At 34.8% G+C, this 22,562-nt stretch carries 30 protein-coding genes; 16 read left to right on the top strand and 14 right to left on the bottom strand.

Going from position 1 to position 22,562, the window contains the following annotated elements; genetic code table 11:
* Window positions 1-34: 34 nt before the first annotated feature.
* The 3 genes from DCC35_RS21770 to DCC35_RS06280 all read left to right on the top strand — a co-directional run bounded on the left by DCC35_RS21770 (window position 35) and on the right by DCC35_RS06280 (window position 1,153).
* On the top strand, window positions 35-238 hold the full coding sequence (locus tag DCC35_RS21770) for a GTPase (RefSeq protein WP_317128992.1): 204 nt from the start codon (window positions 35-37) through the stop codon (window positions 236-238).
* Window positions 154-636 carry a ribosome biogenesis GTP-binding protein YihA/YsxC gene (gene yihA, locus DCC35_RS06285; protein ID WP_317129015.1) on the top strand — a complete coding sequence of 161 codons (483 nt, stop codon included), beginning with the start codon at window positions 154-156 and terminating at the stop codon, window positions 634-636. The genes DCC35_RS21770 and yihA overlap by 85 nt, the downstream gene beginning before the upstream one ends.
* A gap of 79 nt (window positions 637-715) precedes the next feature.
* Entirely contained in the window at window positions 716-1,153 is a 438-nt protein-coding gene (locus DCC35_RS06280) for a DUF5606 family protein (protein WP_137089976.1), read from the top strand.
* A gap of 16 nt (window positions 1,154-1,169) precedes the next feature.
* Here DCC35_RS06280 and fbp read toward each other — a convergent pair whose 3' ends face one another.
* Entirely contained in the window at window positions 1,170-2,165 is a 996-nt protein-coding gene (fbp, locus tag DCC35_RS06275) for a class 1 fructose-bisphosphatase (RefSeq protein WP_137089975.1), read from the bottom strand.
* A gap of 83 nt (window positions 2,166-2,248) precedes the next feature.
* Here fbp and DCC35_RS06270 point away from each other — a divergent pair, with 83 nt between their 5' ends.
* The gene (locus DCC35_RS06270; protein ID WP_137089974.1) at window positions 2,249-3,529 is read left to right on the top strand and encodes an aspartate kinase; all 1,281 of its coding nucleotides are present in this window, start codon (window positions 2,249-2,251) and stop codon (window positions 3,527-3,529) included.
* Here DCC35_RS06270 and DCC35_RS06265 read toward each other — a convergent pair whose 3' ends face one another.
* Genes DCC35_RS06265 through DCC35_RS06260 form a run of 3 tightly spaced genes read right to left on the bottom strand, consistent with a single transcriptional unit; the run spans window position 3,530 to window position 4,810 of the window.
* Window positions 3,530-4,399, bottom strand: coding sequence for a fructosamine kinase family protein (locus DCC35_RS06265; protein ID WP_137089973.1), 870 nt, complete (start codon window positions 4,397-4,399; stop codon window positions 3,530-3,532). It abuts the gene before it with no gap.
* Window positions 4,386-4,526, bottom strand: coding sequence for an arsenate reductase/protein-tyrosine-phosphatase family protein (locus tag DCC35_RS21475; RefSeq protein ID WP_262710376.1), 141 nt, complete (start codon window positions 4,524-4,526; stop codon window positions 4,386-4,388). Before DCC35_RS21475 ends, DCC35_RS06265 begins: the two co-directional genes overlap by 14 nt.
* A complete protein-coding gene (locus tag DCC35_RS06260) occupies window positions 4,526-4,810 on the bottom strand; it encodes an arsenate reductase/protein-tyrosine-phosphatase family protein (protein ID WP_262710375.1) in 285 nt (94 codons plus the stop codon). Before DCC35_RS06260 ends, DCC35_RS21475 begins: the two co-directional genes overlap by 1 nt.
* Window positions 4,811-5,027: 217 nt before the next feature.
* On the opposite strand from DCC35_RS06260, the gene DCC35_RS06255 reads away from it, so the two are divergent.
* Window positions 5,028-5,225 carry a hypothetical protein gene (locus DCC35_RS06255; protein ID WP_137089972.1) on the top strand — a complete coding sequence of 66 codons (198 nt, stop codon included), beginning with the start codon at window positions 5,028-5,030 and terminating at the stop codon, window positions 5,223-5,225.
* 140 nt (window positions 5,226-5,365) lie between these two features.
* Here DCC35_RS06255 and DCC35_RS06250 read toward each other — a convergent pair whose 3' ends face one another.
* Window positions 5,366-6,364, bottom strand: a complete 999-nt coding sequence (locus tag DCC35_RS06250; protein ID WP_137089971.1) for a DUF6588 family protein — start codon at window positions 6,362-6,364, stop codon at window positions 5,366-5,368.
* Complete coding sequence (gene tpx / locus DCC35_RS06245) at window positions 6,361-6,885, bottom strand: thiol peroxidase (protein ID WP_137089970.1); 525 nt, start codon at window positions 6,883-6,885, stop codon at window positions 6,361-6,363. Before tpx ends, DCC35_RS06250 begins: the two co-directional genes overlap by 4 nt.
* 163 nt (window positions 6,886-7,048) lie before the next feature.
* Between tpx and DCC35_RS06240 the strand changes: the two genes are divergently transcribed.
* On the top strand, window positions 7,049-7,471 hold the full coding sequence (locus DCC35_RS06240) for a Fur family transcriptional regulator (protein ID WP_137089969.1): 423 nt from the start codon (window positions 7,049-7,051) through the stop codon (window positions 7,469-7,471).
* A gap of 37 nt (window positions 7,472-7,508) precedes the next feature.
* Window positions 7,509-8,144 (top strand): peroxiredoxin, encoded by a 636-nt coding sequence (locus DCC35_RS06235; protein ID WP_137089968.1) that lies wholly within the window; start codon window positions 7,509-7,511, stop codon window positions 8,142-8,144.
* Window positions 8,145-8,223: 79 nt separating this feature from the next.
* Here DCC35_RS06235 and DCC35_RS06230 read toward each other — a convergent pair whose 3' ends face one another.
* Window positions 8,224-8,463 carry a hypothetical protein gene (locus tag DCC35_RS06230; RefSeq protein WP_137089967.1) on the bottom strand — a complete coding sequence of 80 codons (240 nt, stop codon included), beginning with the start codon at window positions 8,461-8,463 and terminating at the stop codon, window positions 8,224-8,226.
* Window positions 8,464-8,639: 176 nt separating this feature from the next.
* Between DCC35_RS06230 and DCC35_RS06225 the strand changes: the two genes are divergently transcribed.
* Window positions 8,640-9,902 carry a 3-deoxy-D-manno-octulosonic acid transferase gene (locus tag DCC35_RS06225; RefSeq protein WP_137089966.1) on the top strand — a complete coding sequence of 421 codons (1,263 nt, stop codon included), beginning with the start codon at window positions 8,640-8,642 and terminating at the stop codon, window positions 9,900-9,902.
* Window positions 9,895-10,818 carry a ribosome small subunit-dependent GTPase A gene (gene rsgA / locus DCC35_RS06220; protein ID WP_175402741.1) on the top strand — a complete coding sequence of 308 codons (924 nt, stop codon included), beginning with the start codon at window positions 9,895-9,897 and terminating at the stop codon, window positions 10,816-10,818. The genes DCC35_RS06225 and rsgA overlap by 8 nt, the downstream gene beginning before the upstream one ends.
* Before the next feature lie 13 nt (window positions 10,819-10,831).
* On the opposite strand, the gene DCC35_RS06215 is transcribed toward rsgA, so the two are convergent.
* From DCC35_RS06215 to DCC35_RS06205, 3 genes are read right to left on the bottom strand one after another with little or no spacing between them, the layout of a single operon-like run.
* The gene (locus DCC35_RS06215; protein ID WP_137089965.1) at window positions 10,832-11,749 is read right to left on the bottom strand and encodes a glycosyltransferase; all 918 of its coding nucleotides are present in this window, start codon (window positions 11,747-11,749) and stop codon (window positions 10,832-10,834) included.
* Window positions 11,742-12,959: an MATE family efflux transporter gene (locus tag DCC35_RS06210; RefSeq protein ID WP_137089964.1), complete on the bottom strand. Its 1,218-nt coding sequence runs from the start codon at window positions 12,957-12,959 to the stop codon at window positions 11,742-11,744. The genes DCC35_RS06215 and DCC35_RS06210 overlap by 8 nt, the downstream gene beginning before the upstream one ends.
* Window positions 12,956-13,882: a GNAT family N-acetyltransferase gene (locus DCC35_RS06205; RefSeq protein WP_137089963.1), complete on the bottom strand. Its 927-nt coding sequence runs from the start codon at window positions 13,880-13,882 to the stop codon at window positions 12,956-12,958. Before DCC35_RS06205 ends, DCC35_RS06210 begins: the two co-directional genes overlap by 4 nt.
* Before the next feature lie 80 nt (window positions 13,883-13,962).
* On the opposite strand from DCC35_RS06205, the gene DCC35_RS06200 reads away from it, so the two are divergent.
* Both DCC35_RS06200 and DCC35_RS06195 read left to right on the top strand, forming a co-directional pair.
* A complete protein-coding gene (locus DCC35_RS06200; RefSeq protein WP_137089962.1) occupies window positions 13,963-14,835 on the top strand; it encodes an EamA family transporter in 873 nt (290 codons plus the stop codon).
* A gap of 8 nt (window positions 14,836-14,843) precedes the next feature.
* Window positions 14,844-15,446 (top strand): IMPACT family protein, encoded by a 603-nt coding sequence (locus DCC35_RS06195; RefSeq protein WP_175402740.1) that lies wholly within the window; start codon window positions 14,844-14,846, stop codon window positions 15,444-15,446.
* Here DCC35_RS06195 and DCC35_RS06190 read toward each other — a convergent pair whose 3' ends face one another.
* Genes DCC35_RS06190 through DCC35_RS06180 form a run of 3 tightly spaced genes read right to left on the bottom strand, consistent with a single transcriptional unit; the run spans window position 15,447 to window position 18,745 of the window.
* Window positions 15,447-16,037, bottom strand: coding sequence for a 3'-5' exonuclease (locus DCC35_RS06190; RefSeq protein ID WP_137089961.1), 591 nt, complete (start codon window positions 16,035-16,037; stop codon window positions 15,447-15,449).
* On the bottom strand, window positions 16,018-17,568 hold the full coding sequence (gene nhaC / locus DCC35_RS06185) for a Na+/H+ antiporter NhaC (RefSeq protein WP_137089960.1): 1,551 nt from the start codon (window positions 17,566-17,568) through the stop codon (window positions 16,018-16,020). The genes DCC35_RS06190 and nhaC overlap by 20 nt, the downstream gene beginning before the upstream one ends.
* 37 nt (window positions 17,569-17,605) lie before the next feature.
* Complete coding sequence (locus tag DCC35_RS06180) at window positions 17,606-18,745, bottom strand: NAD(P)/FAD-dependent oxidoreductase (protein WP_137089959.1); 1,140 nt, start codon at window positions 18,743-18,745, stop codon at window positions 17,606-17,608.
* A 52-nt stretch (window positions 18,746-18,797) separates the two neighbouring features.
* On the opposite strand from DCC35_RS06180, the gene DCC35_RS06175 reads away from it, so the two are divergent.
* The 5 genes from DCC35_RS06175 to DCC35_RS06155 all read left to right on the top strand — a co-directional run bounded on the left by DCC35_RS06175 (window position 18,798) and on the right by DCC35_RS06155 (window position 22,036).
* A complete protein-coding gene (locus DCC35_RS06175) occupies window positions 18,798-19,304 on the top strand; it encodes a YiiD C-terminal domain-containing protein (RefSeq protein WP_137089958.1) in 507 nt (168 codons plus the stop codon).
* A gap of 13 nt (window positions 19,305-19,317) precedes the next feature.
* Entirely contained in the window at window positions 19,318-19,800 is a 483-nt protein-coding gene (locus tag DCC35_RS06170) for an Mpo1 family 2-hydroxy fatty acid dioxygenase (protein WP_137089957.1), read from the top strand.
* 68 nt (window positions 19,801-19,868) lie between these two features.
* Complete coding sequence (locus tag DCC35_RS06165; protein WP_137089956.1) at window positions 19,869-20,564, top strand: head GIN domain-containing protein; 696 nt, start codon at window positions 19,869-19,871, stop codon at window positions 20,562-20,564.
* A 98-nt stretch (window positions 20,565-20,662) separates the two neighbouring features.
* The gene (locus tag DCC35_RS06160; RefSeq protein WP_137089955.1) at window positions 20,663-21,556 is read left to right on the top strand and encodes a diacylglycerol/lipid kinase family protein; all 894 of its coding nucleotides are present in this window, start codon (window positions 20,663-20,665) and stop codon (window positions 21,554-21,556) included.
* An 18-nt stretch (window positions 21,557-21,574) separates the two neighbouring features.
* The gene (locus DCC35_RS06155; RefSeq protein WP_137089954.1) at window positions 21,575-22,036 is read left to right on the top strand and encodes a YciI family protein; all 462 of its coding nucleotides are present in this window, start codon (window positions 21,575-21,577) and stop codon (window positions 22,034-22,036) included.
* Window positions 22,037-22,038: 2 nt separating this feature from the next.
* Here the strand turns inward: DCC35_RS06155 and DCC35_RS20845 are convergent, their stop codons facing one another.
* Window positions 22,039-22,551, bottom strand: coding sequence for an MFS transporter (locus tag DCC35_RS20845; RefSeq protein ID WP_217495926.1), 513 nt, complete (start codon window positions 22,549-22,551; stop codon window positions 22,039-22,041).
* Between the last annotated feature and the right edge of the window lie 11 nt (window positions 22,552-22,562).

Genomic DNA, 22,562 nt, shown 5'->3' with positions numbered 1-22,562 from the left:
TAATAATCTTAGAACTTATTTATTGCTCTGATATATGGATAATTTAATAAAGTCAGCAAAATTTATTAAAAGCGAAACCAAGATTACTGGTCTTCCAAAAGCTGACAAACCTGAATATGCATTTATAGGAAGATCTAATGTGGGAAAGTCTTCATTGATAAATATGCTTACAGGGCAAAAAAACTTGCTAAAATATCTTCTAAACCAGGTAAAACTCAACTTATTAATCATTTCTTAATTAACGATACTTGGTATCTGGTCGACCTGCCAGGATATGGCTGGGCTAAAGTGTCGAAAACGAAAAAGATCGACTGGAATATCATGATCAATGATTATATCAGCAAGAGAGAAAATTTGCTATGTCTGTTTGTCCTTATTGATATTAGATTAGATGTCCAGGATATAGATCTTGAATTCATGAATGATCTAATACTCAAAGGTGTTCCTTTTGCAAGAATTTTCACCAAGGCTGATAAACTTTCGAAAAACAAGGCACAAAGCATGGTTGCAAGGCACAATAAATACTTGAAAAAACACTGGGAAGAATTACCTCCAACTTTTGTAACATCTTCTGAAACAGGTTCAGGAAGAGAAGAAGTAATTAACTATATCGAAGAATTGAATGGCTTGTATTAACCGCAGCGAATTGTTGGTTGAGTGATTTTTTTTGAGCTAATTTTGCCAGACAGAGATAAAAAATAATCAATTATATATTATGGGCTATACAAATATAGCGGCTGTTGCCGGAAAAGGAGGGTTATTCAATATTGTAAAACCAACAAGAGCGGGAGTAATTCTTGAAACAATAGACGACCAAAAGAAGAAACTGGTAGTTGGAGGGAATGCCCGGGTTTCGGTACTATCTGATATATCAATTTATACAGTAGATGCTGAGGGATCTGTTCCAGTAGCTGATGTTTTCAAAAAGATAAAGGATGAGTTTGATGATGATCCCGGTGTTAATTCAACTTCGGATGATGATGAGCTTCATGCATTCCTTAAACACCTTGTGCCGGATTATGATGAAGAAAGAGTTTATGCTTCTGACATCAAAAAGCTAGTCAGCTGGTACAATATTCTTTACAAGCATGAAAAAGACTTATTATCAAAAGGGTCTGAAGATGGTGAAGACGAAGGAAACGAAAATAAATAAAATTTGAGGGTTGCAATTAAAAGCAACCCTCAGCTTTTTCTACCATTTTTTTACTTCCAATGAATAACGGGGTTCTCTGATGAAGTTCCTTTGGTTCAATTTCTAAAATACGGGTTTTTCCATTTGAAGCTTTCCCGCCAGCCTGCTCAACAATATAAGCTAGTGCATTTGCTTCATATAAAAGTCTCAATTTCCCCTCCGGAGCAGTATCAGTTCTCGGATATATGTAAATCCCTCCTTTAAAAAGATTTCTATGAAAATCTGCAACCAGCGAACCGATGTATCTACCAGAGAATCTTTGTTCCTTACAATCTTCGATATATTTTTTTACCGCAGGTTCAAAAACATTATAGGCACCTTCATTTATTGAGAAAATTTTTCCATCCAGAGGGGTTTGGATATTTTGATGGGATAAAAAGAATTCACCAAGCCCTGCTTCATAAGTAAATCCGTTAACTCCTCTTCCTGTTGTATAAACGAGCATCGTTGATGATCCATACAGAAGATAACCTGCTGCAACCTGCGCAACACCAGGCTGAAGAACGTCCTCCATTTGAACCGGCCCTCCTACTGGTGACAATCTTCGATAAATTGAAAATATTGTACCAATCGATACGTTAACGTCAATATTTGACGATCCATCTAAAGGATCCATTGCTATGATATATCTACCATTTGGGTTATCAAGGTCGATAATTTCATTTTGCTCCTCACTGACTACTGCACAAACCTCTCCTCCATTTCTCAAAGCACGCATAAACCGTATATCGGCAATAACATCCAGCTTTTGCTGCTCCTCTCCCTGTACATTTTGTGCACCAAAAGCACCCTCAATTCCCAAAAGACCTGACCTGTTAATTTCTCTGTTAATAATTTTACCTGCTAAGGCGATATCTCTCAGAAGCTGAGATAGTTCACCGCTAGCAAAAGGAAAGTCATCTTGTTTCTTTTTTATGAATCTGTCTAATGTGGTACCTACCGGCAAAGCCAGCTTTTCTGTTTCTGCATTCATTTTTTTAGGGGCTTATTGTGAGAAATCCAGATCGTTGTTGTTTAATTTAAGCTCGAAATTACAACATATATAACTTAAATAAAATGAGAGTTTTCAAATTTGGCGGAGCTTCTTTAAAAAATGCAAATGCTATAATTAACATGGTTTCAATCGTTTGCAGTAATAAAAACGAACATCCTCTAATCGTTGTTGTTTCTGCTATGGGTAAAACGACCAATGCATTGGAAATAATCCTTCAAAATGCTTTAAACGGCAAAGATTATATGCAAGACCTGAATAAACTCAAAAATTACCACCTTGAAACGGCTTCTGATTTAGAGAATAATGATTCTTCAAATATTACAAACTTAGTAAATAACCTTTTTCAATCGTTTGAAATAAAACTTAAAGAATTAGTTAATCAATATAATGGTTCCGTCGAATCATATCAATTCAGTTATGATCAGATCGTAAGCTATGGGGAATTACTTAGCTCTAATATTGTTTCTGAATATATGAATTTAACCGGTATAAAAAACTCATGGTTAGATGCCAGAGAAATAATTGTTACTGACAGCACATATACAGAGGGAAAAGTAAACTGGAAGAAAACCAACGATCGAGTAAAAAAACAAATAACCAAATTTAATGGTATTAAAATAACTCAAGGCTTCATTGGTGCAGACCCTTATAACAATACCACCACACTAGGGAGAGAAGGCTCCGATTTTACAGGGGCTATTTTTGCAAATTGCCTGAATGCAGAATCGCTAACAATCTGGAAAGATGTGCCAGGCATACTTAATGCTGATCCAAAAATATTTCATGATGCTCAGCTTTATGACTACCTTTCTTATCGTGAAGCAGCAGAAATGACTTATTATGGCGCTTCTGTTATTCATCCAAAGACAATTAAACCCCTTGCAAATAAAAAAATCCCTTTAAACGTAAGAAGTTTTGAACGTCCCGGAGAAACCGGAACTCTGATCGGCAATGAAAAATCTCATAAAGTATTTCCTGCCTTTATCACAAAAAACAATCAGGCGCTGGTCTCATTTAAAGTAAAAGATTTTTCATTTATTGATGAAAACAACTTAACAACTATTTTCCATACTATCACAAACCTGAATATCAAACTTAACCTGATGCAAAACTCAGCTACTTCATTTAGTATTTGTATTGACTATAAGGAGTACCAGGTAAACAGATTAATAGAACAATTAAGTTCTGAATTCAAGATATTGTTTAACAAAAAGCTGCAGTTGATCACTGTTAAAAATTACACAGAAGAAAGTATCGAACGATTTAAGGAAGAAAAGATTTTACTCGAACAAAGGTCCAGGAATAATTACAGAATAGTTGTAGGAGAAGACATTACCTTTTAATCATATATACCTTTTTACATTATTTATTGTTTCTCTCAAGTAACCAAGGCCAAACAGATTTACATGAATTAGAAGTGGATAAAGATTCAGCAAACCAATCCGCGAAGAGAAGTCTGGTTCCAATGGGTATACAGACTCATAACCATCATAAAACTCTGTGGAAAAACCTCCGAACATTTGGGTCATGGCCAGATCACTTTCACGATGTCCAAAATGAACAGCCGGATCAATTATCGTTGCTTCACCATTATTTGCTGTCATAATATTCCCACTCCATAAATCCCCATGAATCAGGGATGGCTTTTCTTTTGGAACTAATGAATCTAATTTGACATATAGTTGCTCAAATAATGATTTATGAGAATGATCCATTAAACCTTTGTTTATTGCCAGCTCAACCTGGGGTTTTAACCTCCGTTCTATAAAAAAGTCTGCCCAGCTATCATGATAAGTATTGTCTTGAGGTAAAGCTCCCATATAATTATTAAAAGAAAGCCCATATTTTTCTTCGCTAATCTTATGCATTTTGGCTAATCTGCTACCCGCAGTATACCAATAATCTGGTTTTCTTTTACCGGCACCAAAATATTCCATTGAAAGAAAACTATAATTACCTGTTTGATCAACAGAATATACCTTTGGAACTTCAAATTCTGAATTCTCAGAAAGAATCTCAAGACCTTTTCTTTCTACTTCGAAAAAGGATGGATTCACCCCAGTATTTAGTTTTATAAAAATTTCAAAATTATCTGTAGAGACTTTATAAGCCTGGTTGATACTACCTCCTCCAATAGAGCTTACTTTAGGCTCTTTTTCTATTGCAAATCCGGATTTAGAAATTATTTCTTTTAATAATTCAGGATTCAGCATTTAATTCTGAAATTAAATTATTACATGATCTAAAAAGCATTTGATAAACATTTTCAAATCCTTCCTGTCCTCCATAATAAGGATCGGGAACATCCATCTCATCTCTGTTATCATCAAACTCTCTCATCATATGAACTTTTTTCTATACTTCTCATTATCCCCGGCTAATGCAAGAATATGATGATAATTGCTTTTATCCATTGCAAGTATCACATCGAACTCGTCAAAATCCGCATGTCTGAATTGCCTGCCTTTAGATACCAGTTCAACATCGTGTTTTGCCGCCGAACTAATCGCTCGCTTATCGGGCTTTTCACCAATATGATATCCCGCTACTCCTGCTGAATCCCACTCAAACTCATCATCCAAACCTTTATTAATTATTAAATGCCTGAAAATCCCTTCTGCCATCGGTGATCTGCATATATTCCCCAAACAAACAAATAATATTCGTTTTTTCATCATTCTATCTATCGAAATTTAAAATTCTTAAATTAAGTTATACGACTATTAATTTCATCAATTGATTCTTTTCATTCTTAATTTCTTAATGAATATCGAAAAACTTCTATAATTCATTGAAACTTCAAGAACAAAATTTATTTTAGCACCAAACTTCTATCAATCAATGAAGGCACTGATCAACCATCGTATTTTTTTTCTTAAAGTTATTTCATTGTTCGTACTTCTATTAATGAAAGTTCAACCTAATAAACAAATGGAATTAACTGAAGTGAAAAATAAACCTGACACCATCAATATAAAAAAAGGTGCGGTGCCTGTTCAATTTCCAAAAACTATCGCAGTTTCTAAAAAAGATTTCTAGCAGATTATTTTTTTTAATTCAAAGGTTACCTTGGATATGCCTTGTAGTATATACCTATGAATGATTATAATTTGTTGGCCTGTTTAAAGTTGAAGACCTTCTGCAAAAATTTGTAGAAGGTCTCGTTTTTTATATCAATTCTATTTCAGGCTTAAACCAAATCCTACTGTAAAGCCGCGATATCCAATAAAATGATATTGTCCGTGTATAGAAAAAACAGCCAATTGAATATCCATACCCAACAAAGCAGACAAATTTTCATCTGAATAATATTGGTCGACCGGGTCGGAATACTCTTTTTCAGAATTAGTTTCCGGATCTTCGTAGTTATATGTCCCGGTAATTTTAGTATTTCCGGAATTAAAATTTCCTAACAAACCTGCGTAAACATTAAAAATATCCATCTGTTTACCCAAAATAAGTTGAGTTGTCAGGTTTTGAATTATCATCCTTGCCTCATCTTCTGAAGACACATTGTTCTCTGAAAGGTCGGCTTTTCCTCTGAATCGGGTATATCCAACAAGTACTGCTAAATCAATTGGTCGATCACCAGTTTCATCATCATACTTGTCCTTCATCAACATTTTACTAAAGTCGTACATAGCGCCAACTCCCCATCCAAAAAAGCTTACACCATCCTGATCGTACCCAGGTAAAAATCTGAGTTTAACCGAAGCATGATTAAAGCCAATACCAGCTTGAATGATGGGAGCAGGTATTGAATTAAGATTAACTCCGCCAGGTACATTCAAAACTTCACCAGATTGAATTATAGTTAATTGGTCTGCTGGATTTACAATTCCTAAGAAGCTTGCAAGTTCTAGCTCATCTGCAGAGGTATATCTTAAATTATTGTATTCACTATTCTTAAATAAAAAAGATTTATCTCCCTGAGATATATTTAGTGAACTATAATTTATAGAAAGGTCGAAATTAAATTTTTCATATAGATGTGGAGTATTAAACCATCCATAAGAAAAAAGCTGTGGAGTATTGACTATAAATGATCTTGTATAATTTTCTATATATTTATTGAGGTCTTCTGGTCCTGACCTTGTTAAATCACGTATTTGATTTTCCTGGGTAAAAACAGGTAAGCTAAATAGCAAACAAAAAGAAAATATTAAAATAAACCTCATGACTCAGTTTCGTCAAGTAATTTTTTCACAACGTCCATTGCGATTTCATAATCCGGCTGGTTCCCTATATCATCAACGATCTGAAGATATCTTAATTGTAATTCCTGATCAACAATAAAAACAGCCCTTGCCAGTAATCCTTTAAAGGCGCCGTCTAATATTTCGACTCCATACTGCCTGCCAAATTCATCATACCGGAAATCAGAACCTGAAATAATATTATCAATATCTTCCACTTCACAAAATCTGTGCATAGCAAATGGAAGATCCTTAGAAACCATCAACCCCTTCACTCCATTTAATCCTGAAAGCTTTTCATTGAAAGTCCTTATTTCTTTTGCACAAACCCCGGTTTCCAAACTCGGGATTGACATCAGAACAACAATTTCGCCTTTCAAATCCGCAAGTTTCATTTCTGAAAGGTCTTTTTTTACAACAGTAAATTTTGGAGCAGCCCCTCCTACTGCAGGCATTTTACCTGCTAACTGTATTTTTTCTCCGTCTAACTTCGTTGTGGCCATGTTTTTTTGCTCTTGAATAAAATAAAACTAAATATAATCAATATAACAAGCTGCACCCTATAGTTTATTAACTAATAATTATTGATTCTGTTAGAAAAGGGTTGATGAAAAATAATTGCTTTCCTATCTTTGCACTTCGTAAAAATTCCGAACTAGAAAATACTTGAATAAAACGGATAAAAATATAGTCTTAAAACTTCGATCAGCAGGAGTAAGAGCAACAAAGCAGCGTATAGCTGTGATGGAGTGCCTTTCTGAAAATTCAAAACATTATTCTGCTGAAGAAATTTATGATAAGCTAAAAGAAGAAATCCCAAGCTTGTCTCAGGGATCAGTTTATCACATTCTGGATGTTTTCTGTGAGAAAGGGTTAGCAAAAAGACTTTCTGTAGAAAAAGGACCTAAAAGATTTGATGTAACGGATACTCCGCATCATCATTTAGTTTGTAATGAATCGAATGAAGTATTTGATTATTTTGATGAAGATCTTACAGGGTTAATAAAAAAATACCTAAGAGAAAAACCTATACAGGGATTCGACGTTACGGATATTGAGTTACAATTACGAGGAAAAAGAAAAGTTTAATTTAAGCATATATTTAATTTAAAATTTAATAACTAGTATGTCATTATTAGGAAAAAAAGCACCTGTTTTCAAAGCACCAGCAGTATTAGATGGAACTTCAATCGTTCAGGAATTTTCTCTTGAGCAATACATCGGAAAGAAAGAAGTTTTATTCTATTTCTATCCAAAGGATTTCACTTTTGTTTGCCCAACTGAGATCCTTGCTTTCCAAAAGAAACTGGAAGAATTTGAAAAAAGAGGCGTTGTGGTTGTAGGTTGTTCTACAGATACAGAGGAAACTCACCTGGCATGGTTAACAACTCCTACTAATAAAGGAGGAATCGAAGGTGTTACTTACCCTCTTGTAGCTGATACTTCTAAAACAATTGCTACAAACTACGAAGCTCTTGCAGGAGACTGGAATTATAACGAAGAAGGTGAATTAGAATTTGAAGGTACTCCAGTTGCTTACAGATGCTCATTTTTCATTGATAAAGAAGGAATCGTAAGACACGAGACCAGAAACGACCTTCCTTTAGGAAGAAATATCGATGAGATGATCAGAGTTGTAGATGCATGGCATCACGTTCAGGAGCACGGTGAAGTGTGCCCTGCTAACTGGCAAGAAGGTGAAGACGCTATGTCAGCAACAAGAGAAGGTGTATCTGATTATCTTAGCAAGCATGCTAAATAATTCAGCTTTAAAATAATCTTAAAAGGCAACCTGTTTTAACATGGTTGCCTTTTTTATTTTAACTACAATTATCGTTTTTTTAAACTCTACCTCTCCACCCATAAGGATTAGCATCAGCTGTACTAATCACTGCATTAATTTTACCGGATTTAATATCCTCTACATACCTCATACTCAATGTGGTCCACTGTAGCATTTTCACCTCTTTTTCGAAAGCATCACTATTTCCACCAAATTTTTTATCGATAATAGATTGCTTGTTAGGAAACATCGCCACTTCCGAATTACCGTCTTTATATATTATGGTATATTCTTTCATATTTATAAAACCCATAATTAGAATTATTGTTTAGAAATACTTATTCTAATAAAATATTAATTGGTCTAATTGTGGATATAACATTTTAAATAATATAGATTCTATCTAAATCAATTATACCCATATTCAAATCTCCTAAAAATGACCATGATCCTAATTTACCTTATCTTTGCCCCATGAATAAAACAACCTATACCATAGGTATTAATTTATATCGTTTCCTCATCAAATTAGCTGCTCCCTTCAATAAAAAAGCAAGCAATATGATCGAGGGCAGAAAAAACTGGCGACAAAAATTAACAACTACACTTAATAGTGTGAGCCAGTCAAAAGTCTGGTTCCATTGTGCTTCTCTTGGTGAATTTGAACAAGCAAGGCCATTAATTGAAAAACTCTCAGATAATAATATTTGTATTATCGTTAGCTTCTTCTCTCCTAGTGGTTACGAAGTGAGAAAGAATTATGAAAAAGCCGATTTGGTAACCTATCTCCCATTTGATACCAAATCCAATGCTTCAGATTTCATCGATTTAATAAAACCTGACCTGGTCCTATTTACTAAATACGAATTCTGGCATTATTTCCTTGAAGAACTTGATAGTAGAAATATCCCGACTATCTTATTTTCAGCGATATTTAGATCCTCTCAGGAGTTTTTTAAGCCAAGTGGCGACTTTTTCAGAAACATGTTAAAGAAATTCGATTTTCTGTACGTCCAGAACAAAAAGTCAAAAGAATTACTTCATGGTATCGGATTATCCGACAATGTTAAAATAGCCGGTGACACACGGTTTGACCGAGTGATTGATACATGTAATTCTGTAAAAAAAATACCATTAGTAGAAAAGTTTAAAGGAAACAATAAATTATTAATAGTTGGTAGTAGCTGGCCGGAAGATATTAATGCTTTGCAAAAGTTTTTCAACTCATTACCAAATGATGTAAAAGTGATCATTGCTCCTCATGAGATATCTGAAAAAAGCATCAATAAACTAGAAAGCTCTCTACCTCAGAAGACGATGAGATATAGTAAAGTATCAGAAAAAATTTTAGATAGTTCTGATTCTGATTTTCTAATAATTGACAATTTCGGTATGCTGGCTTCTGTCTACCAATATGGTGAGATTTCCTTTATCGGAGGGGCTTTTAAAGATGGACTTCATAATATTCTTGAAGCAGCTACCTTTGGAATGCCGGTATTATTTGGAAATAAAAATTACAAAAAATTTAATGAGGCCATTTTGTTGATAGAAGAAGGTGGGGCTTTCCCTATCGCTGATTCTGATGAAGCAGAATCTTTACTTAAAAAATTATTCCTCCAGGATGGGGAGAGAGAACGGATTTCAAAAATTTCTTATGATTTTGTGAGAAAGAATAAAGGAGCTACCGATCAGATTCTTAAATACGTGGAAAAGGTATTATATTCGGGTCATGATTGAAGGAAGAATCGTTAAATCAACAGGATCATGGTATAAAGTATTGACTGATCAGGGAATAATCAATTCAAGATTGAGAGGGAAATACAGGTTAAAAGGATCCAAAAGCACTAACCCGCTGGCTGTTGGTGATTATGTTATTATCGATCCGGAAGATACCGAAGAGGGTTCAGCAGTAATTAAGGAGCTAAAAGAGCGTAAAAATTATATTATCAGGCAATCTCCAAAGCATAAATACAAGCACCACATAATCGCTACCAACTTAGACCAGGCTATTTTGATGGTCACTCTTTCCAGCCCCAGAACTTCCGTTGGTTTTATCGATAGATTTCTGGTAGCCTGCGAAAGTTTCAGGATACCAGCCATTCTTTTATTCAATAAAAGTGACTTATTAGATGAGGATAATCTGGAGTTATTTGAGGCTATGTCTCATCTTTATTCGGAATTAGGTTACCCTTGTATTTTAATGTCTGCTCATGATGATGAAGATATTTCTCCACTTTATGCTATTCTGGAAGACAAAACTACCCTTATGGCAGGACATAGTGGAGTAGGGAAATCCACACTTTTAAACAGGTTAATCCCTGAAGCTGATCAGAAAACTGCTGAAATATCAGATTTTGCTGATAAAGGCGTTCATACAACCACTTTTGCAGAAATGTTTTTTGTAGACGGTAAAACCAGTATTATTGATACACCGGGAATCAAGGAATTAGGACTGGTTGATATGGATGAAGTGGAATTAAGTGATTATTTCCCCGAAATGAGAGAAGTCAGGCAGGACTGTAAATTTAATAATTGCACTCATATCAACGAACCGGGCTGTGCTGTTAAAGCTGCAATAGAAAGCGGTGAAATAAGTGAAAGCAGATATTTTAGCTACTTGAGTATATTAGAAGACGAAGACAACAGGAGGTAAAAGCGTTTGCTCATTACATTCGGCTTAAAAAAATATGGACATAGTAATTCCAGGATTTTTTATTATTCCGATTATGTTCTTTGTAAATTTCTGCTAACTCTTTCAACTCTTTTTTCAACATTCGACGGTAACACAATCTCATTTCATACTCCAGCCTTTTATTAAAAGCATCGTGATCATCAGTCGGTTCTAGTAAATTCCTCTGAATTTTTTTACAGATTTTCACCATGGAACTAGCATGGTCTTTATGATAAATTGGATTGTTCGATTGAGACCCAATAACAGTTCTTTTTTGAACCAAGGGTTCTTGAGAACTACAAAATGAGGTTATTTTTGCAGCTCTTAACCAAAAATCAAAATCTTCAAAAGATAATGACTCATCGTACCCCGCCAATTCTTCCACCACATCTTTTCTTACCATCATTGTAGGTGGACAAATAAAATAATTACGTAAGATAAGATTGAATAATTCACCTTCGGGAAAGGGATCTGAAAAAAATTCATCTGGTAAATTTCTCAAAGAACTACTATGTTGTCCAATCAAGCGACTTTTTTCATCTATATATTCCGCATCAGAGTAATGAAAACCAAAATCAGTTCCATACTCCTCCAGCTTTTTAACTCCTTTTTCAATCCTTTCAGATAACAATACATCATCCCCGGCGAGATCAATAACATAGTCACCTTTGCAAAACTTAAATGCTAAGTTAAAAGCCCTGCAGTTGCCGATATTTTCCTCAAGACCTATAAATTCCAGATCCAATTGATCACAAACATTCTTTAGATATAAATTTGACCCATCATTACTTCCTACGTCAACAACAATGAGTTCAACATAAGGATATGTCTGGTTGAGTACCGAATCGATCGCCTCTTGCACCCAGCCTCTCTGATTATAGCATATTAAAATGACTGTGACCAAGCTACCCATTTCTGAAAGTTTGTCTCCTGAATATATAAAAACCAAGGGACATTATGAATTGTACTGTGCATACAATGAGGAAAAGAATAGCAATATTATTTACAGTAAAAACTGAATTATAAAGGTATATTAGTCCCGAAATATGGATAGAAGTTATTAATAATAAGATTGCCAGGTAATCTCTCCAGAGTTTCTCCTTTAAAAATAGTAGTGAAAACAACTGTGCCATCGAACGTAGAACAAAACCACTAATAATAAAGTAATAAAGTTCTGCTCTGTATATTATTTTACTTGAAAATAGCATCATGTGAAGGTATTCACTAAAAAAAACTATAATCATAGCTCCTGCTGGAAAAAACATAGACAGAATCAAAAAATATCGCCAGACATATTGCAACAATAAGGCTCCCTTTCTTTTACTAATTTCAGGTATGTAGAAGCTACTATAAATGGTAATTGCAATGAGTTGGATATAAAATCCGGTGGTAGATGCCGCCTGCCAGGCTCCTGCAGCTGACAGATCTGCAAATCCTTTAACCAGGTTTCTTTCTGCCAGAAAAATAAACTGAGTCAATATAACTGCGAGTACTGATATACCAATATATGGCCGTGTAATTTCATAAAAGGACCTGAAATATTTTCTGAACTTAAATGAAATGTTCTTCCTTTGCTTAACAAAGGCTATTAATATCACAAGAACTCTTAATATAATCAGTGAGATTATCCCATAATACCAATCCATCCATGCTATTATCGATACTATTGCACCAGTGATTATCACATTTAATAAATACCCTTTGAATTGGATATCAAAACGACTATTAAAAATTAACTGAGTTTCAACCACTGTTAAAACGACATAAAACGGCAGTATTCCGATTGATAATAATATCAACACCCATAAGTCCAATTCAAACCCTTTAAAAAGTACAGGACTAAAAATCAGGGCAATGAAAGCAAGAAAATAACTTGTAAGAGTAGCAATGATAATAAGATACCCTGAAAAAGGTTTACTTCTTTCTCCACCACCTCCGAGGTAATGATGCAAACTTTGACTATAGAAGGTATTAACAGGAGCCAGGCATAATTGAAAAAAATTAAGCAAATGAGATAGGCTAAGTAATGCTATACCTCCACCTAACACGCTGAATAATTTATTAATCCCAACCTGAAATAACCCCTTTAATAATTGCGTAAAAAATGGTAAAAGCTTTTTCAAACTGATTTAATCCAATTTAATTTTGTCGATACCTTACCCCCAACTGATGATTTGAAATCTGCAAGTTGGTTCTGAACAAATGAATCCTGCATTGATGAGCCAAGGTCAATATAATTAAATCCTCGTTGTTTTAATATTTTAGATTGATGCAAGAGTAATACCACATATGGACTAAACATACTGTAATCCGGATCATGAGCTGGATAAAAATTATAAATAACCTCATCATTTATTATCAGCGAAATACACCGGGCAATGACTTCATCTTGTATATTTATTAAAGCAAAAAATAAATGATTATCAGGAAGATTATCCAGTTGATCTTTTAATTGCTCTTTAGTAAGGCTCAAAGTATAATTCTTTTTATCTCTGCACTTTTTAATAAAATCGAAATATTCTTCCCAATGATCTATCGAATGCTCAATTAAATTGAAATCTTCAGCATGCTTCAACCTGTTACCATGCCTCCCCTTCTTATATTTCTTAAAATTACTTTCTTCATTCAAATCCAAATGATGGTTTATTTTCATCTCGCACATCGCAAAACCTTGCTCCTTCAACAGTACGCTGATCCAAGGGGTGATTTCAGGATATATAAACTCAGGATGTTGCCTGATAATAATCTTATTACAATGTACCTGCCTGGCAACCACAACACTTTGTTCAATAAATGATCTGAGAACTTCGGTCCCTGGAAATGACTTTAAATAAAACCCTCCATATGAAGCACAATAACCCGAAATAAGCTCGTCTTCATGAACAGTAAATGAAATCTGGCCAAAAAGTTCGTCACCTTTTCTTAGAATTAGTCTTATAGCATAATTGTTCTTGCACTGGATATACCTATCCGTTTCAAACACTGGAAATTTTTCCATTTTGAGATTCTCAGATGCATCAATTATATCAAATGACCACTTTTTCATTATATAAAAATCATTTAGCTAAAATAAAATATAACCTTCAATAACTACCACCTTTGAAATTTTAAATCATAATTTTGAGCATGCTTTATTTGATTATAGTCATTTTTCTCAATGTATACATTTTTGTATGCTTTAAGGAGTTTGGTAGACGAAATATAACACTACTCCCTGCATTAACAATTAATTACATAATCTGTGGAATTGTCGGATTAATTCTTTCAGTTGATTCAATTCAAACTATCAATTTAATCGGCTCTGACTGGTCCTATTTTGCATTGGGATTAGGGTTTATATTTATATTCACCTTTTTTCTGATGGCAGCCGCAACACAAAAAACAGGAGTCGCTGCAGCGGGTATGGCCACCAAAATATCCCTCGTTATTCCTGCGTTCTTCTCATTATATGTATTCAAATACCAGGGAAGTGATCCTAATTTTTTTAAGATCTCAGGAATAATATTAGGCATCTGTTCCATAGTCCTGGTTAGCCTTTCAAGAAAAAAACAAACTCAGCAGGTTGTTAGTAAATGGGTTTATTTGCTACCTGTGGGAGTGTTTTTATTTTCTGGCGGACTGGACACATCTTTAAATTATGCCAACAGGTTTCTATTAGCTGAAAGTGAACAAAAAATTTTCCCCGTAGTGATTTTCTTTTCTGCCGGGATTTTTGGTCTGGTAGGTTCGTTGGTCAAAAAGCAAAAATTTGATTTAAAAACAATTGTCGGAGGAGTATTACTAGGAATTCCTAATTACTTTTCGATTTACCTTTTACTAAAAGCATTATCATCATTTGGAAATGACGGATCATTTGTATTCCCATTTATTAATATTTCAATTATTGGATTAAGTGCTCTTGTAGGTAAATTCTTTTATGATGAAGTAATTAGTTTGAAGAAAGCAGTAGGCATAGCGATGTCTGTGGTTGCTATTTTACTATTATCGATCGGAAACTAAGAATTCGTATGTCTGAAATTAAAGATTCATATAAAACGATAGCCAGTTCTTCAGAAGGTTTTTACAAAGAAAAAGGATCTAAATTCATCTCTCACGCCTATCCTGTGAATTCTGAAGAGGAAGTAAAGCAGCATTTAGATGACCTCAGGAAACGATATCACGATGCCAGGCATCATTGCTATGCATATCTCATTGGCGTTGATGGTAAAATATTCAGGGCTAATGATGATGGAGAGCCTAATCATTCAGCGGGAGACCCAATTTTGGGACAAATAAAATCATTTGAATTAAGTGGTGTTCTGGTCGTGGTGATCCGATATTTTGGAGGAACGAAATTAGGTGTTGGAGGCCTTATTCACGCTTATAAAACTGCAGCTCAGGAAGCACTTAATAATGCTAAAATCATTGAAAAAACGCTAACAGAGAGAATAGGAATTCATTGTGAATATCCCATGCTCAATGATGCAATCAGATTTTTCAAAGATAGAAATCTTGAAGTTGTGAATCAGGAATTAATGATCGACTGTAAATTATGGGCAGATGTACCTCTATCTGACGCTGAACAGGTCAGGGAAGAGATAAAGAACTATCACAAGCTTAAATTAATCTGATCATTTATTTACATCAGAATAATCGTATTGCCATAGTTTCTCATATATTTTCAGGCAAATCCAGGCATCAGTAGCAGCATAGCTGATTTGTTTTTCAGTGAGCTCCTCCCTTTCCCAATTTGATGTTTGTGCCGATTTACTAATTCGAAACCCTAATAACATAGCAGAAAGATTCCTTGCCCCGGTATTATGAAAACCTGCCTTTGTAGCTAATTTATTTAGGTCAATAAATTCTTTCGGCCTTTTTACACCAATTCTCTTCAAATCATTCAGATCATCATCTATGCCGATGCCAATCTTTTCTATATTGTCATCTTCCAAAATCTTCTTAAGCTCTTTAGGCATATCACCCTTCGGAAGTCTGAAAAGATACACTTTGTCATCAGTTGCTAATTGAACAAGTGCTATCGGATTTTTAATTCCTTTTGTGAAGGAAGGCTTGGATTCCGTATCAAACCCCAATAATGTAAAATCACTAATTTCTTCTACAGCTTTCCTATATCCTGCCGGTGTATTAATAATTTCCACCTCTCCGTCGTATGCATGAAGAGGAAGAGCATTTACTTCATCTTTACTTATTTTCTTCTGCATATTCAGGTGCTTTTACTTCTTCATCCATTTCCTTTTTTTCCTCTTCAGAATATCTTCTCATCTTTACATCCAGAACACCAAACAATATGGTCATAAAAGGACTAATAATATTAAAAAAACAATAAGGGGCATAAACCAAGGTTGCGACACCGAGTACTCCTGCCTGTGTTGCACCGCAGGTATTCCATGGAAAGAGAACCGAAGTTACTGTTCCACTATCTTCAAGAGTCCGGCTTAAAACCTCTGGTTTAAGGTCTTTTTCTTTATATGTTTTCCTGAACATTCTTCCTGGTACTACAATAGCCATATATTGGTCTGATGCTGTACCATTGAAAAAAATACAAGTTGCAGCGGTGCTGAATATAAGAGACCCGGTTGATTTTGCCAGTCTGATAATTTCATCTGCGATACGTTTTAAAAGTCCGCCGGCTTCCATCATTCCACCAAAGATCATTGCACATAAAATCAACCATATTGTATTAAGCATTCCTGCCATACCTCCTGTTGAAAGTAAGTTACTTACCTTTTCATTTGTTGATGAAATGGATACATCTCCATACATGCTTTTCATTATGGCTGCAAAATAAATTGTTAAAGGAGAATCACCCTCTAATTCTTTAACACCTGGTGCGTCAAGCCCTCTCAAATCAGCCAGAATTGATTTACCTAATTCAAATACCTGATCATTTTGGAAAATCAATGCAAAAACAGCACCTAATAGGGTACCTAAAAGCAATGCAGGAAGTGCTTCAACTTTTTTAATTATAAGAAATATCACTGCAACCGGAACAAGAAACAGCCACCCATTAATATTAAACTGGGCTTTAATTGCTTCCTGAACTGCCTCAACCTCTGCCATTCCTCCTCCAGCATCGATATTTAATCCAATGATGGTAAAGATTACAAGGGTAATTAATATACTAGGTACTGTGGTAAAAGCCATGTATCTGATATGAGTAAATATATCAGTACCTGCCATTGCAGGAGCTAGGTTAGTAGTATCAGATAAAGGAGACATCTTATCTCCAAAATAAGCCCCTGAAATAATTGCTCCTCCGGTTAACCCGATATCAATGCCAAGGGTTTTTCCTATGCCGATCAGTGCCACACCTATTGTGGCAATGGTGGACCAGCTAGATCCTGTTGCTAATGATACGATCGCACTAACTATACAAGCTGCAGCAAGAAAGTATGATGGCTTCATAATATCAAGACCATAATACACCATTGCGGGCACCACTCCGCTAAGCATCCATGTACCTGCTAAAGCACCTATAACTAATAAAATCAATATTGAAGACATTGCAGCACTGATACTCTGTACTGTCTTATCAAGAATTGCTTCCCACTTTACTCCTAAAAACAATGCAATTATAGCTGCTAAGGCTGCAGAAAACAATAATCCGATTTGATTGGAACCATCTAAAGAAGCATCTCCGAAGATTCTAACATTAAGAAATAATATTGTAGTTAAAAAAATGACAGGAAAAAGTGCCAGTAAAAAATGAGGCCGTTTAATTGTATTAGTCATATACGTCTAAGCTATCTTATAAAAATAATCTTCGAATTTAATCGTTTAATACTATTTCTGCTAATTTTTTTCCCAAACTACTTCCAATAGCTACTCCCATACCACCTAATCTGACGGCGGTCCATACACCTTCTGACTCTTTTTTAATGACTGGCTTCTTATTGGGTCCAAACCCCATTATCCCCGACCATTCGTATTCTATTTTCGGATTTATACCTGGAGATATTGTATTGTTAAGGTCATCTATCAATTGATTTTTTATTTGATCGTTTATACCAAAATCAGTTGTTTCCTCGCCTGAATAATCAAGATTTCGACCTCCACCGATTAGAATCCTATTTTCTATATTCCTGAAATAAAAATATCCCCGGTCATAGTGAAAGGCTCCCTGAAATTTCAAATCTTCTATTGGTTCTGTAACCATAACTAATCCTCTGCCAGGCTTAATATCAATGTCCGGTAAAAGTGGTTTAACAAAAGCATTGTTGCATATCAGAACTTTGGGGGCCTTAAACTTTATAGTCTTACTATGATCAAATGGCACTTTAATACTCACCTCAACAGGCTCGGTAGTTTTATTGACTTCTATAACCTCGGCACCAGTAATTATGTCTACATGTTTATTTTTAACATAATTGGCGAGGGATTTCATCATCATACCAGGATGTAACTGTCCTTCGAGTGGATTAGTAATTATTGTCTCGACCTTGTCTGAGTTAAATCCAAAAATATCAATCAGTTCTTTATCCTCATGAAAGACATTTTTGTTAAAAAGGGGATGCAAGAGCTTATTTATTTCACTCATCCTGTTCAAACAGTCATAATCTTCTGTTTTAATTAACTCATAGCCTCCATGTTCTTCGTAACCGATCTTATCATCACCAAGACGTTTCCTTAACTTCTCCAGACCTTTCCATCGGGTTTCAACCAATTCGGCAGCGGCCTCCGGAGATAATGTTTCGAGGTCATCAAGGATCTCAGTCAGACTTCCGAAACATGCAAATCCTGCATTCTTAGTGCTCGCTCCACTCGGCAAAACACCTCTTTCCAGCACTTTAATTTTTAGCTTATGATCTTTTTCAATTAAAGCTGCGGCAGTAGAAAGACCAGTTATCCCTCCTCCAATTATGATGATATCCGCATCGATCATCGCAGACTTTTCCCAAAAGCTTAGCATCTATTTTTATTATTTATGTATATTTCGGATAAAGAAAATCAAACTATTCACTATGTTAAGTCAGGATCAACTTTTCGAAAAAGCTAAAACATCCAACCTATATAGAAAAATACTGAATTCAGTACTCTATAAAATGGTACCATTTAATAAACCACATCGATTTCAAGTCGAAAAAATCGATGATGATTCAATAACGGTAAAGTTACCATATATAAAAAGAAATTTTAACCATATTAAAGGTGTTCATGCATGTGCTCTGGCTACTGTTAGTGAATTTTCAAGTGGCGCTTTACTTCTGAGAAAGCTAGGCAAAAAGTATAGAATAATTTTGCAAAAACTTGAAATGGAGTATCATTATCAGGGAAAAAGCGATTGCTATGCTACTTTTTCAGTTGACGAAAACTGGTTAAAAGAAAATGTATTTTCTCCGCTGGAATCTGCTGAAAAAATTGTCGTCCCGTGCATAGTAAAAACTTACGATTCTGAAGAAAATTTAATAAGCACCGGAACGATTAACTGGCAGATCAAATCCTGGGATAAAGTCAAAACTAAAGCTTAAAAATATCAAACCAATGAGAAGAATAGATCAATTGTTAATTGAATATGGGGCAAGTCATAAAAATGATACAAATAAGACCATTCATTGGATTTGTGTTCCGGTTATATTTTTTTCAATTGTCGGCTTAATATGGAGTATTCCTTCCGGTCCCCTGGAAACCATTGAAGCGGGCAGTTTAACTCCATATATCAACTGGGCAACTTTAATATTATTATTGGTGTCTATTTATTATTTCTCATTGTCTGTTCCGCTGGCAATAGGAATGCTGGTCTTTGGTGCTTTATGCCTCTTCTTATGCAACTTGTTAGAATCTATCTTACCAATTCCATTATGGATGTTTAGTATTGGAATATTTATTCTGGCGTGGATAGGACAATTTATAGGTCATAATATAGAAGGTAAAAAGCCTTCTTTTCTTAAAGACTTGCAATTTTTATTGATTGGCCCTGCTTGGTTGATGCACTTCATTTTTAAAAAACTGAATATATCTTACTAAGTTTTTTCAGGCAAATGCAACTATTATCCTTGATAGATCATCTTTGAAAAAAGCTAATATTTTAAATCATGAAAACTAAACTACTTACTGCATTTGCAATCATCTTATCGTCAATTATTGGTATTCAGGCTCAGAATATTAATAACCCTGATGATTTTGACGAAGTTTCAATTTCTTTACCGGCTACAGTTTACCTTAGCCAGGGATCAACCAGCATTAGATTTGAAGGTGATTCTGAAGATATAGAAAAATTAGAAACAGAAATTAAAAATGGAAAACTTAACATCAGAAGAAAGAAAAATGGAAGATGGAGCTGGTCTGATGACATGGATGAAATCAAAATTTATATCAGCACTCCAAAACTTAAATCGGTTAATCTTTCTGGATCAGGAACTATTAAGGGAGAGTCAACTTTCAAAAATGACAATATGAGAATTTCTCTTAGCGGGTCTGGTGATATTATATTAGATATTGAATCTGAAAACCTTAAAGTAAACCTTGCCGGAAGTGGTGACATTACTTTAAAAGGAAATGGCCGTGATGCATCAGCTAAAGTAGCCGGATCAGGAGATATTGATATGCAAGATTACAAAGTGGAAAACATGAATATCCATATTGCCGGAAGCGGAGATATTACAGCATATGTTACAAGATCATTAGATTGTAATATTTCAGGAAGCGGAGATGTAGTGTATAAAGGAAATCCTGATATGGTAAATACAAACACTATGGGAAGTGGCTCAGTTGAAGCCATGAATAATTAATCTCTGCTATAAATAATCTTAATATGGGGACCTGATGGGTCCCTTTCTTTTTTAATTAATTATCCAAAATTTATACAGGCTCTGTATATTTGCTAAACATGAACAGTACCTGGATCATATTAAACCCCAATGCCGGGACTAAGGATAAAACTTTAATTCCTGATATTGAAGCAAAGGCTAAATTTATCAGAAAGTCTCCTGGTCAAAACCTATTCAAAACCCAGCATCCAGGCCATGCATCTGAAATAACAAAAAAGGCAATCAAACAAGGTGTCGAAAAGATAATCGCAGTTGGTGGAGATGGGACTGTAAATGAAATTGCCAGGGAGCTGGTTCATTCCAAAACAGCGCTTGCAATCATACCTGCTGGTTCAGGAAATGGATTAGCCAGACAGCTAAATATTCCGATGAACAGACAGAAGGCCTGGGAAGTAGCTGTGAATTTGGAAAAAACCGCTATTGATAGCCTTGAAATTAATGGAGAAGCATTCTTTTGTACTGCCGGTTTCGGGTTTGATGCTTTTGTTACACATGAATTTCATAATATGCCTGAACGTGGACTAATGAGCTATGCTAAAGCATCTGTGGGTTCTTATTTTAAATTTCCTGATCAAAATTTTGAAATTCTCCTGGCAGGAAAAGACCGAATCATTGTAGATGCCATCGGAATCACTATAGCAAATGCGGGGCAATACGGTAATAATGCATGGATAAGTCCACTTTCTGATATTAGAGATGGCAAAGCAGAATTAGTCATTTTAAAAAAAATGCCTTCTTATTTATTACCAGGATTTTTATATAAACTATTCCAGAAAAAATTAATCCCGGATAATTACTATAGCACTATTGAGCTACCTAAAACATTCACCATAAAAACAGATTGTAATTTTTTACATGTTGATGGAGAGGTAATACCACTCGAAAAAGGATACAAAACCTATAAAGTTAAAATTCTGCCAAAGTCCTTGAATATTATTCCTGGAAAAATATAAATTATAGAAAAAACAATCATGAAGCACCTTTACACCACCTTAGTTCTTCTCTTCTTTTTAACTACTGGTATTACTGCCCAAAATAATCCTGTAATAGCTTATGACTCTTTAAGTACAGAATCTCTGGGCGCAGATGATTATGGAATGAAAAAGTATGTTATGGCATTCTTAAAAAAAGGTCCAAATAGAAACCAATCAGAACAAGAAGCTGCAGAGTTACAACAGGCTCATCTTGAAAATATAAAACGAATGGCTCAAAATGGTGACCTGGTTCTTGCTGGTCCATTTACTGATGATGGTGACATTAAAGGCATTTATATTTTTAATGTAGAAACTATAGAGGAAGCCAAAAAACTTACTGAAACTGATCCAGCAGTAAAAGCCGGAAGATTGATTATGGAATTGCATACATGGTATGGCACAGCTGCACTATTAAAAGTTAATGAAATACATAATATCATTAAAACAGATGAGTTTTAGGCTCAAACTTCTTTCAAACTAAATGCAAACCCGATAGAGGCGATCATCATTACCATAAAAAATCCAATCTGTGCCTGATTAGATATCAATGATGAAATCACACCAAATGTGGCAGCCAAAATTGTAAATAAACCGATCAATGTATTAGATAAAGATACATATGTCGGTCTTTCATCTTCAGGTGCCATATCTACCAGATAAGTTTTCCTACTAAGCCGAGCTCCTGCATGAGCTACGTTATTAAATAAAATAACCGGAGCAAATAAATATATCTCGTAATTATCAAAATTAAATAATGGATAAAGAAGACTATAGATCCCTGTGGCAATTCCTATTAAAGCAACTACTGCCATCATTTTTCTACTCGACCGATCTGCAAACTTTCCCCATAATGGACTACTTACCACATTAGCGATACCAGATAAAACAACTAATAAACCCAGGTTTGAAATCGAATCACCAGTATATTCTTTTGCAAGTACAACATAAAATGGTGTAGCTAGTGGAATGCTCATCAACAAAGCAC

Source organism: Mangrovivirga cuniculi, from assembly GCF_005166025.1.
In the GTDB taxonomy this organism is placed as follows: Bacteria; Bacteroidota; Bacteroidia; order Cytophagales; family Cyclobacteriaceae; genus Mangrovivirga; species Mangrovivirga cuniculi.
The sequence above is the reverse complement of the archived record's forward strand: the minus strand, read 5'-3'. Positions and strand labels throughout refer to the sequence as shown.

Excerpts from the sequence above, each read along its gene's own strand:
- DCC35_RS21770 (WP_317128992.1), top strand. The coding sequence starts at position 35 with ATGGATAATTTAATAAAGTCAGCAAAATTTATTAAAAGCGAAACCAAG.
- DCC35_RS06280 (WP_137089976.1), top strand. The coding sequence starts at position 716 with ATGGGCTATACAAATATAGCGGCTGTTGCCGGAAAAGGAGGGTTATTC.
- fbp (WP_137089975.1), bottom strand. The coding sequence starts at position 2,165 with ATGAATGCAGAAACAGAAAAGCTGGCTTTGCCGGTAGGTACCACATTA.
- DCC35_RS06270 (WP_137089974.1), top strand. The coding sequence starts at position 2,249 with ATGAGAGTTTTCAAATTTGGCGGAGCTTCTTTAAAAAATGCAAATGCT.
- DCC35_RS06265 (WP_137089973.1), bottom strand. The coding sequence starts at position 4,399 with ATGCTGAATCCTGAATTATTAAAAGAAATAATTTCTAAATCCGGATTT.
- DCC35_RS21475 (WP_262710376.1), bottom strand. The coding sequence starts at position 4,526 with ATGAGAGAGTTTGATGATAACAGAGATGAGATGGATGTTCCCGATCCT.
- DCC35_RS06260 (WP_262710375.1), bottom strand. The coding sequence starts at position 4,810 with ATGGCAGAAGGGATTTTCAGGCATTTAATAATTAATAAAGGTTTGGAT.
- DCC35_RS06255 (WP_137089972.1), top strand. The coding sequence starts at position 5,028 with ATGAAGGCACTGATCAACCATCGTATTTTTTTTCTTAAAGTTATTTCA.
- DCC35_RS06250 (WP_137089971.1), bottom strand. The coding sequence starts at position 6,364 with ATGAGGTTTATTTTAATATTTTCTTTTTGTTTGCTATTTAGCTTACCT.
- tpx (WP_137089970.1), bottom strand. The coding sequence starts at position 6,885 with ATGGCCACAACGAAGTTAGACGGAGAAAAAATACAGTTAGCAGGTAAA.
- DCC35_RS06235 (WP_137089968.1), top strand. The coding sequence starts at position 7,509 with ATGTCATTATTAGGAAAAAAAGCACCTGTTTTCAAAGCACCAGCAGTA.
- DCC35_RS06230 (WP_137089967.1), bottom strand. The coding sequence starts at position 8,463 with ATGAAAGAATATACCATAATATATAAAGACGGTAATTCGGAAGTGGCG.
- DCC35_RS06225 (WP_137089966.1), top strand. The coding sequence starts at position 8,640 with ATGAATAAAACAACCTATACCATAGGTATTAATTTATATCGTTTCCTC.
- rsgA (WP_175402741.1), top strand. The coding sequence starts at position 9,895 with ATGATTGAAGGAAGAATCGTTAAATCAACAGGATCATGGTATAAAGTA.
- DCC35_RS06215 (WP_137089965.1), bottom strand. The coding sequence starts at position 11,749 with ATGGGTAGCTTGGTCACAGTCATTTTAATATGCTATAATCAGAGAGGC.
- DCC35_RS06205 (WP_137089963.1), bottom strand. The coding sequence starts at position 13,882 with ATGAAAAAGTGGTCATTTGATATAATTGATGCATCTGAGAATCTCAAA.
- DCC35_RS06200 (WP_137089962.1), top strand. The coding sequence starts at position 13,963 with ATGCTTTATTTGATTATAGTCATTTTTCTCAATGTATACATTTTTGTA.
- DCC35_RS06195 (WP_175402740.1), top strand. The coding sequence starts at position 14,844 with ATGTCTGAAATTAAAGATTCATATAAAACGATAGCCAGTTCTTCAGAA.
- DCC35_RS06190 (WP_137089961.1), bottom strand. The coding sequence starts at position 16,037 with ATGCAGAAGAAAATAAGTAAAGATGAAGTAAATGCTCTTCCTCTTCAT.
- nhaC (WP_137089960.1), bottom strand. The coding sequence starts at position 17,568 with ATGACTAATACAATTAAACGGCCTCATTTTTTACTGGCACTTTTTCCT.
- DCC35_RS06180 (WP_137089959.1), bottom strand. The coding sequence starts at position 18,745 with ATGCTAAGCTTTTGGGAAAAGTCTGCGATGATCGATGCGGATATCATC.
- DCC35_RS06175 (WP_137089958.1), top strand. The coding sequence starts at position 18,798 with ATGTTAAGTCAGGATCAACTTTTCGAAAAAGCTAAAACATCCAACCTA.
- DCC35_RS06170 (WP_137089957.1), top strand. The coding sequence starts at position 19,318 with ATGAGAAGAATAGATCAATTGTTAATTGAATATGGGGCAAGTCATAAA.
- DCC35_RS06165 (WP_137089956.1), top strand. The coding sequence starts at position 19,869 with ATGAAAACTAAACTACTTACTGCATTTGCAATCATCTTATCGTCAATT.
- DCC35_RS06160 (WP_137089955.1), top strand. The coding sequence starts at position 20,663 with ATGAACAGTACCTGGATCATATTAAACCCCAATGCCGGGACTAAGGAT.
- DCC35_RS06155 (WP_137089954.1), top strand. The coding sequence starts at position 21,575 with ATGAAGCACCTTTACACCACCTTAGTTCTTCTCTTCTTTTTAACTACT.
- DCC35_RS20845 (WP_217495926.1), bottom strand. The coding sequence starts at position 22,551 with ATGAGCATTCCACTAGCTACACCATTTTATGTTGTACTTGCAAAAGAA.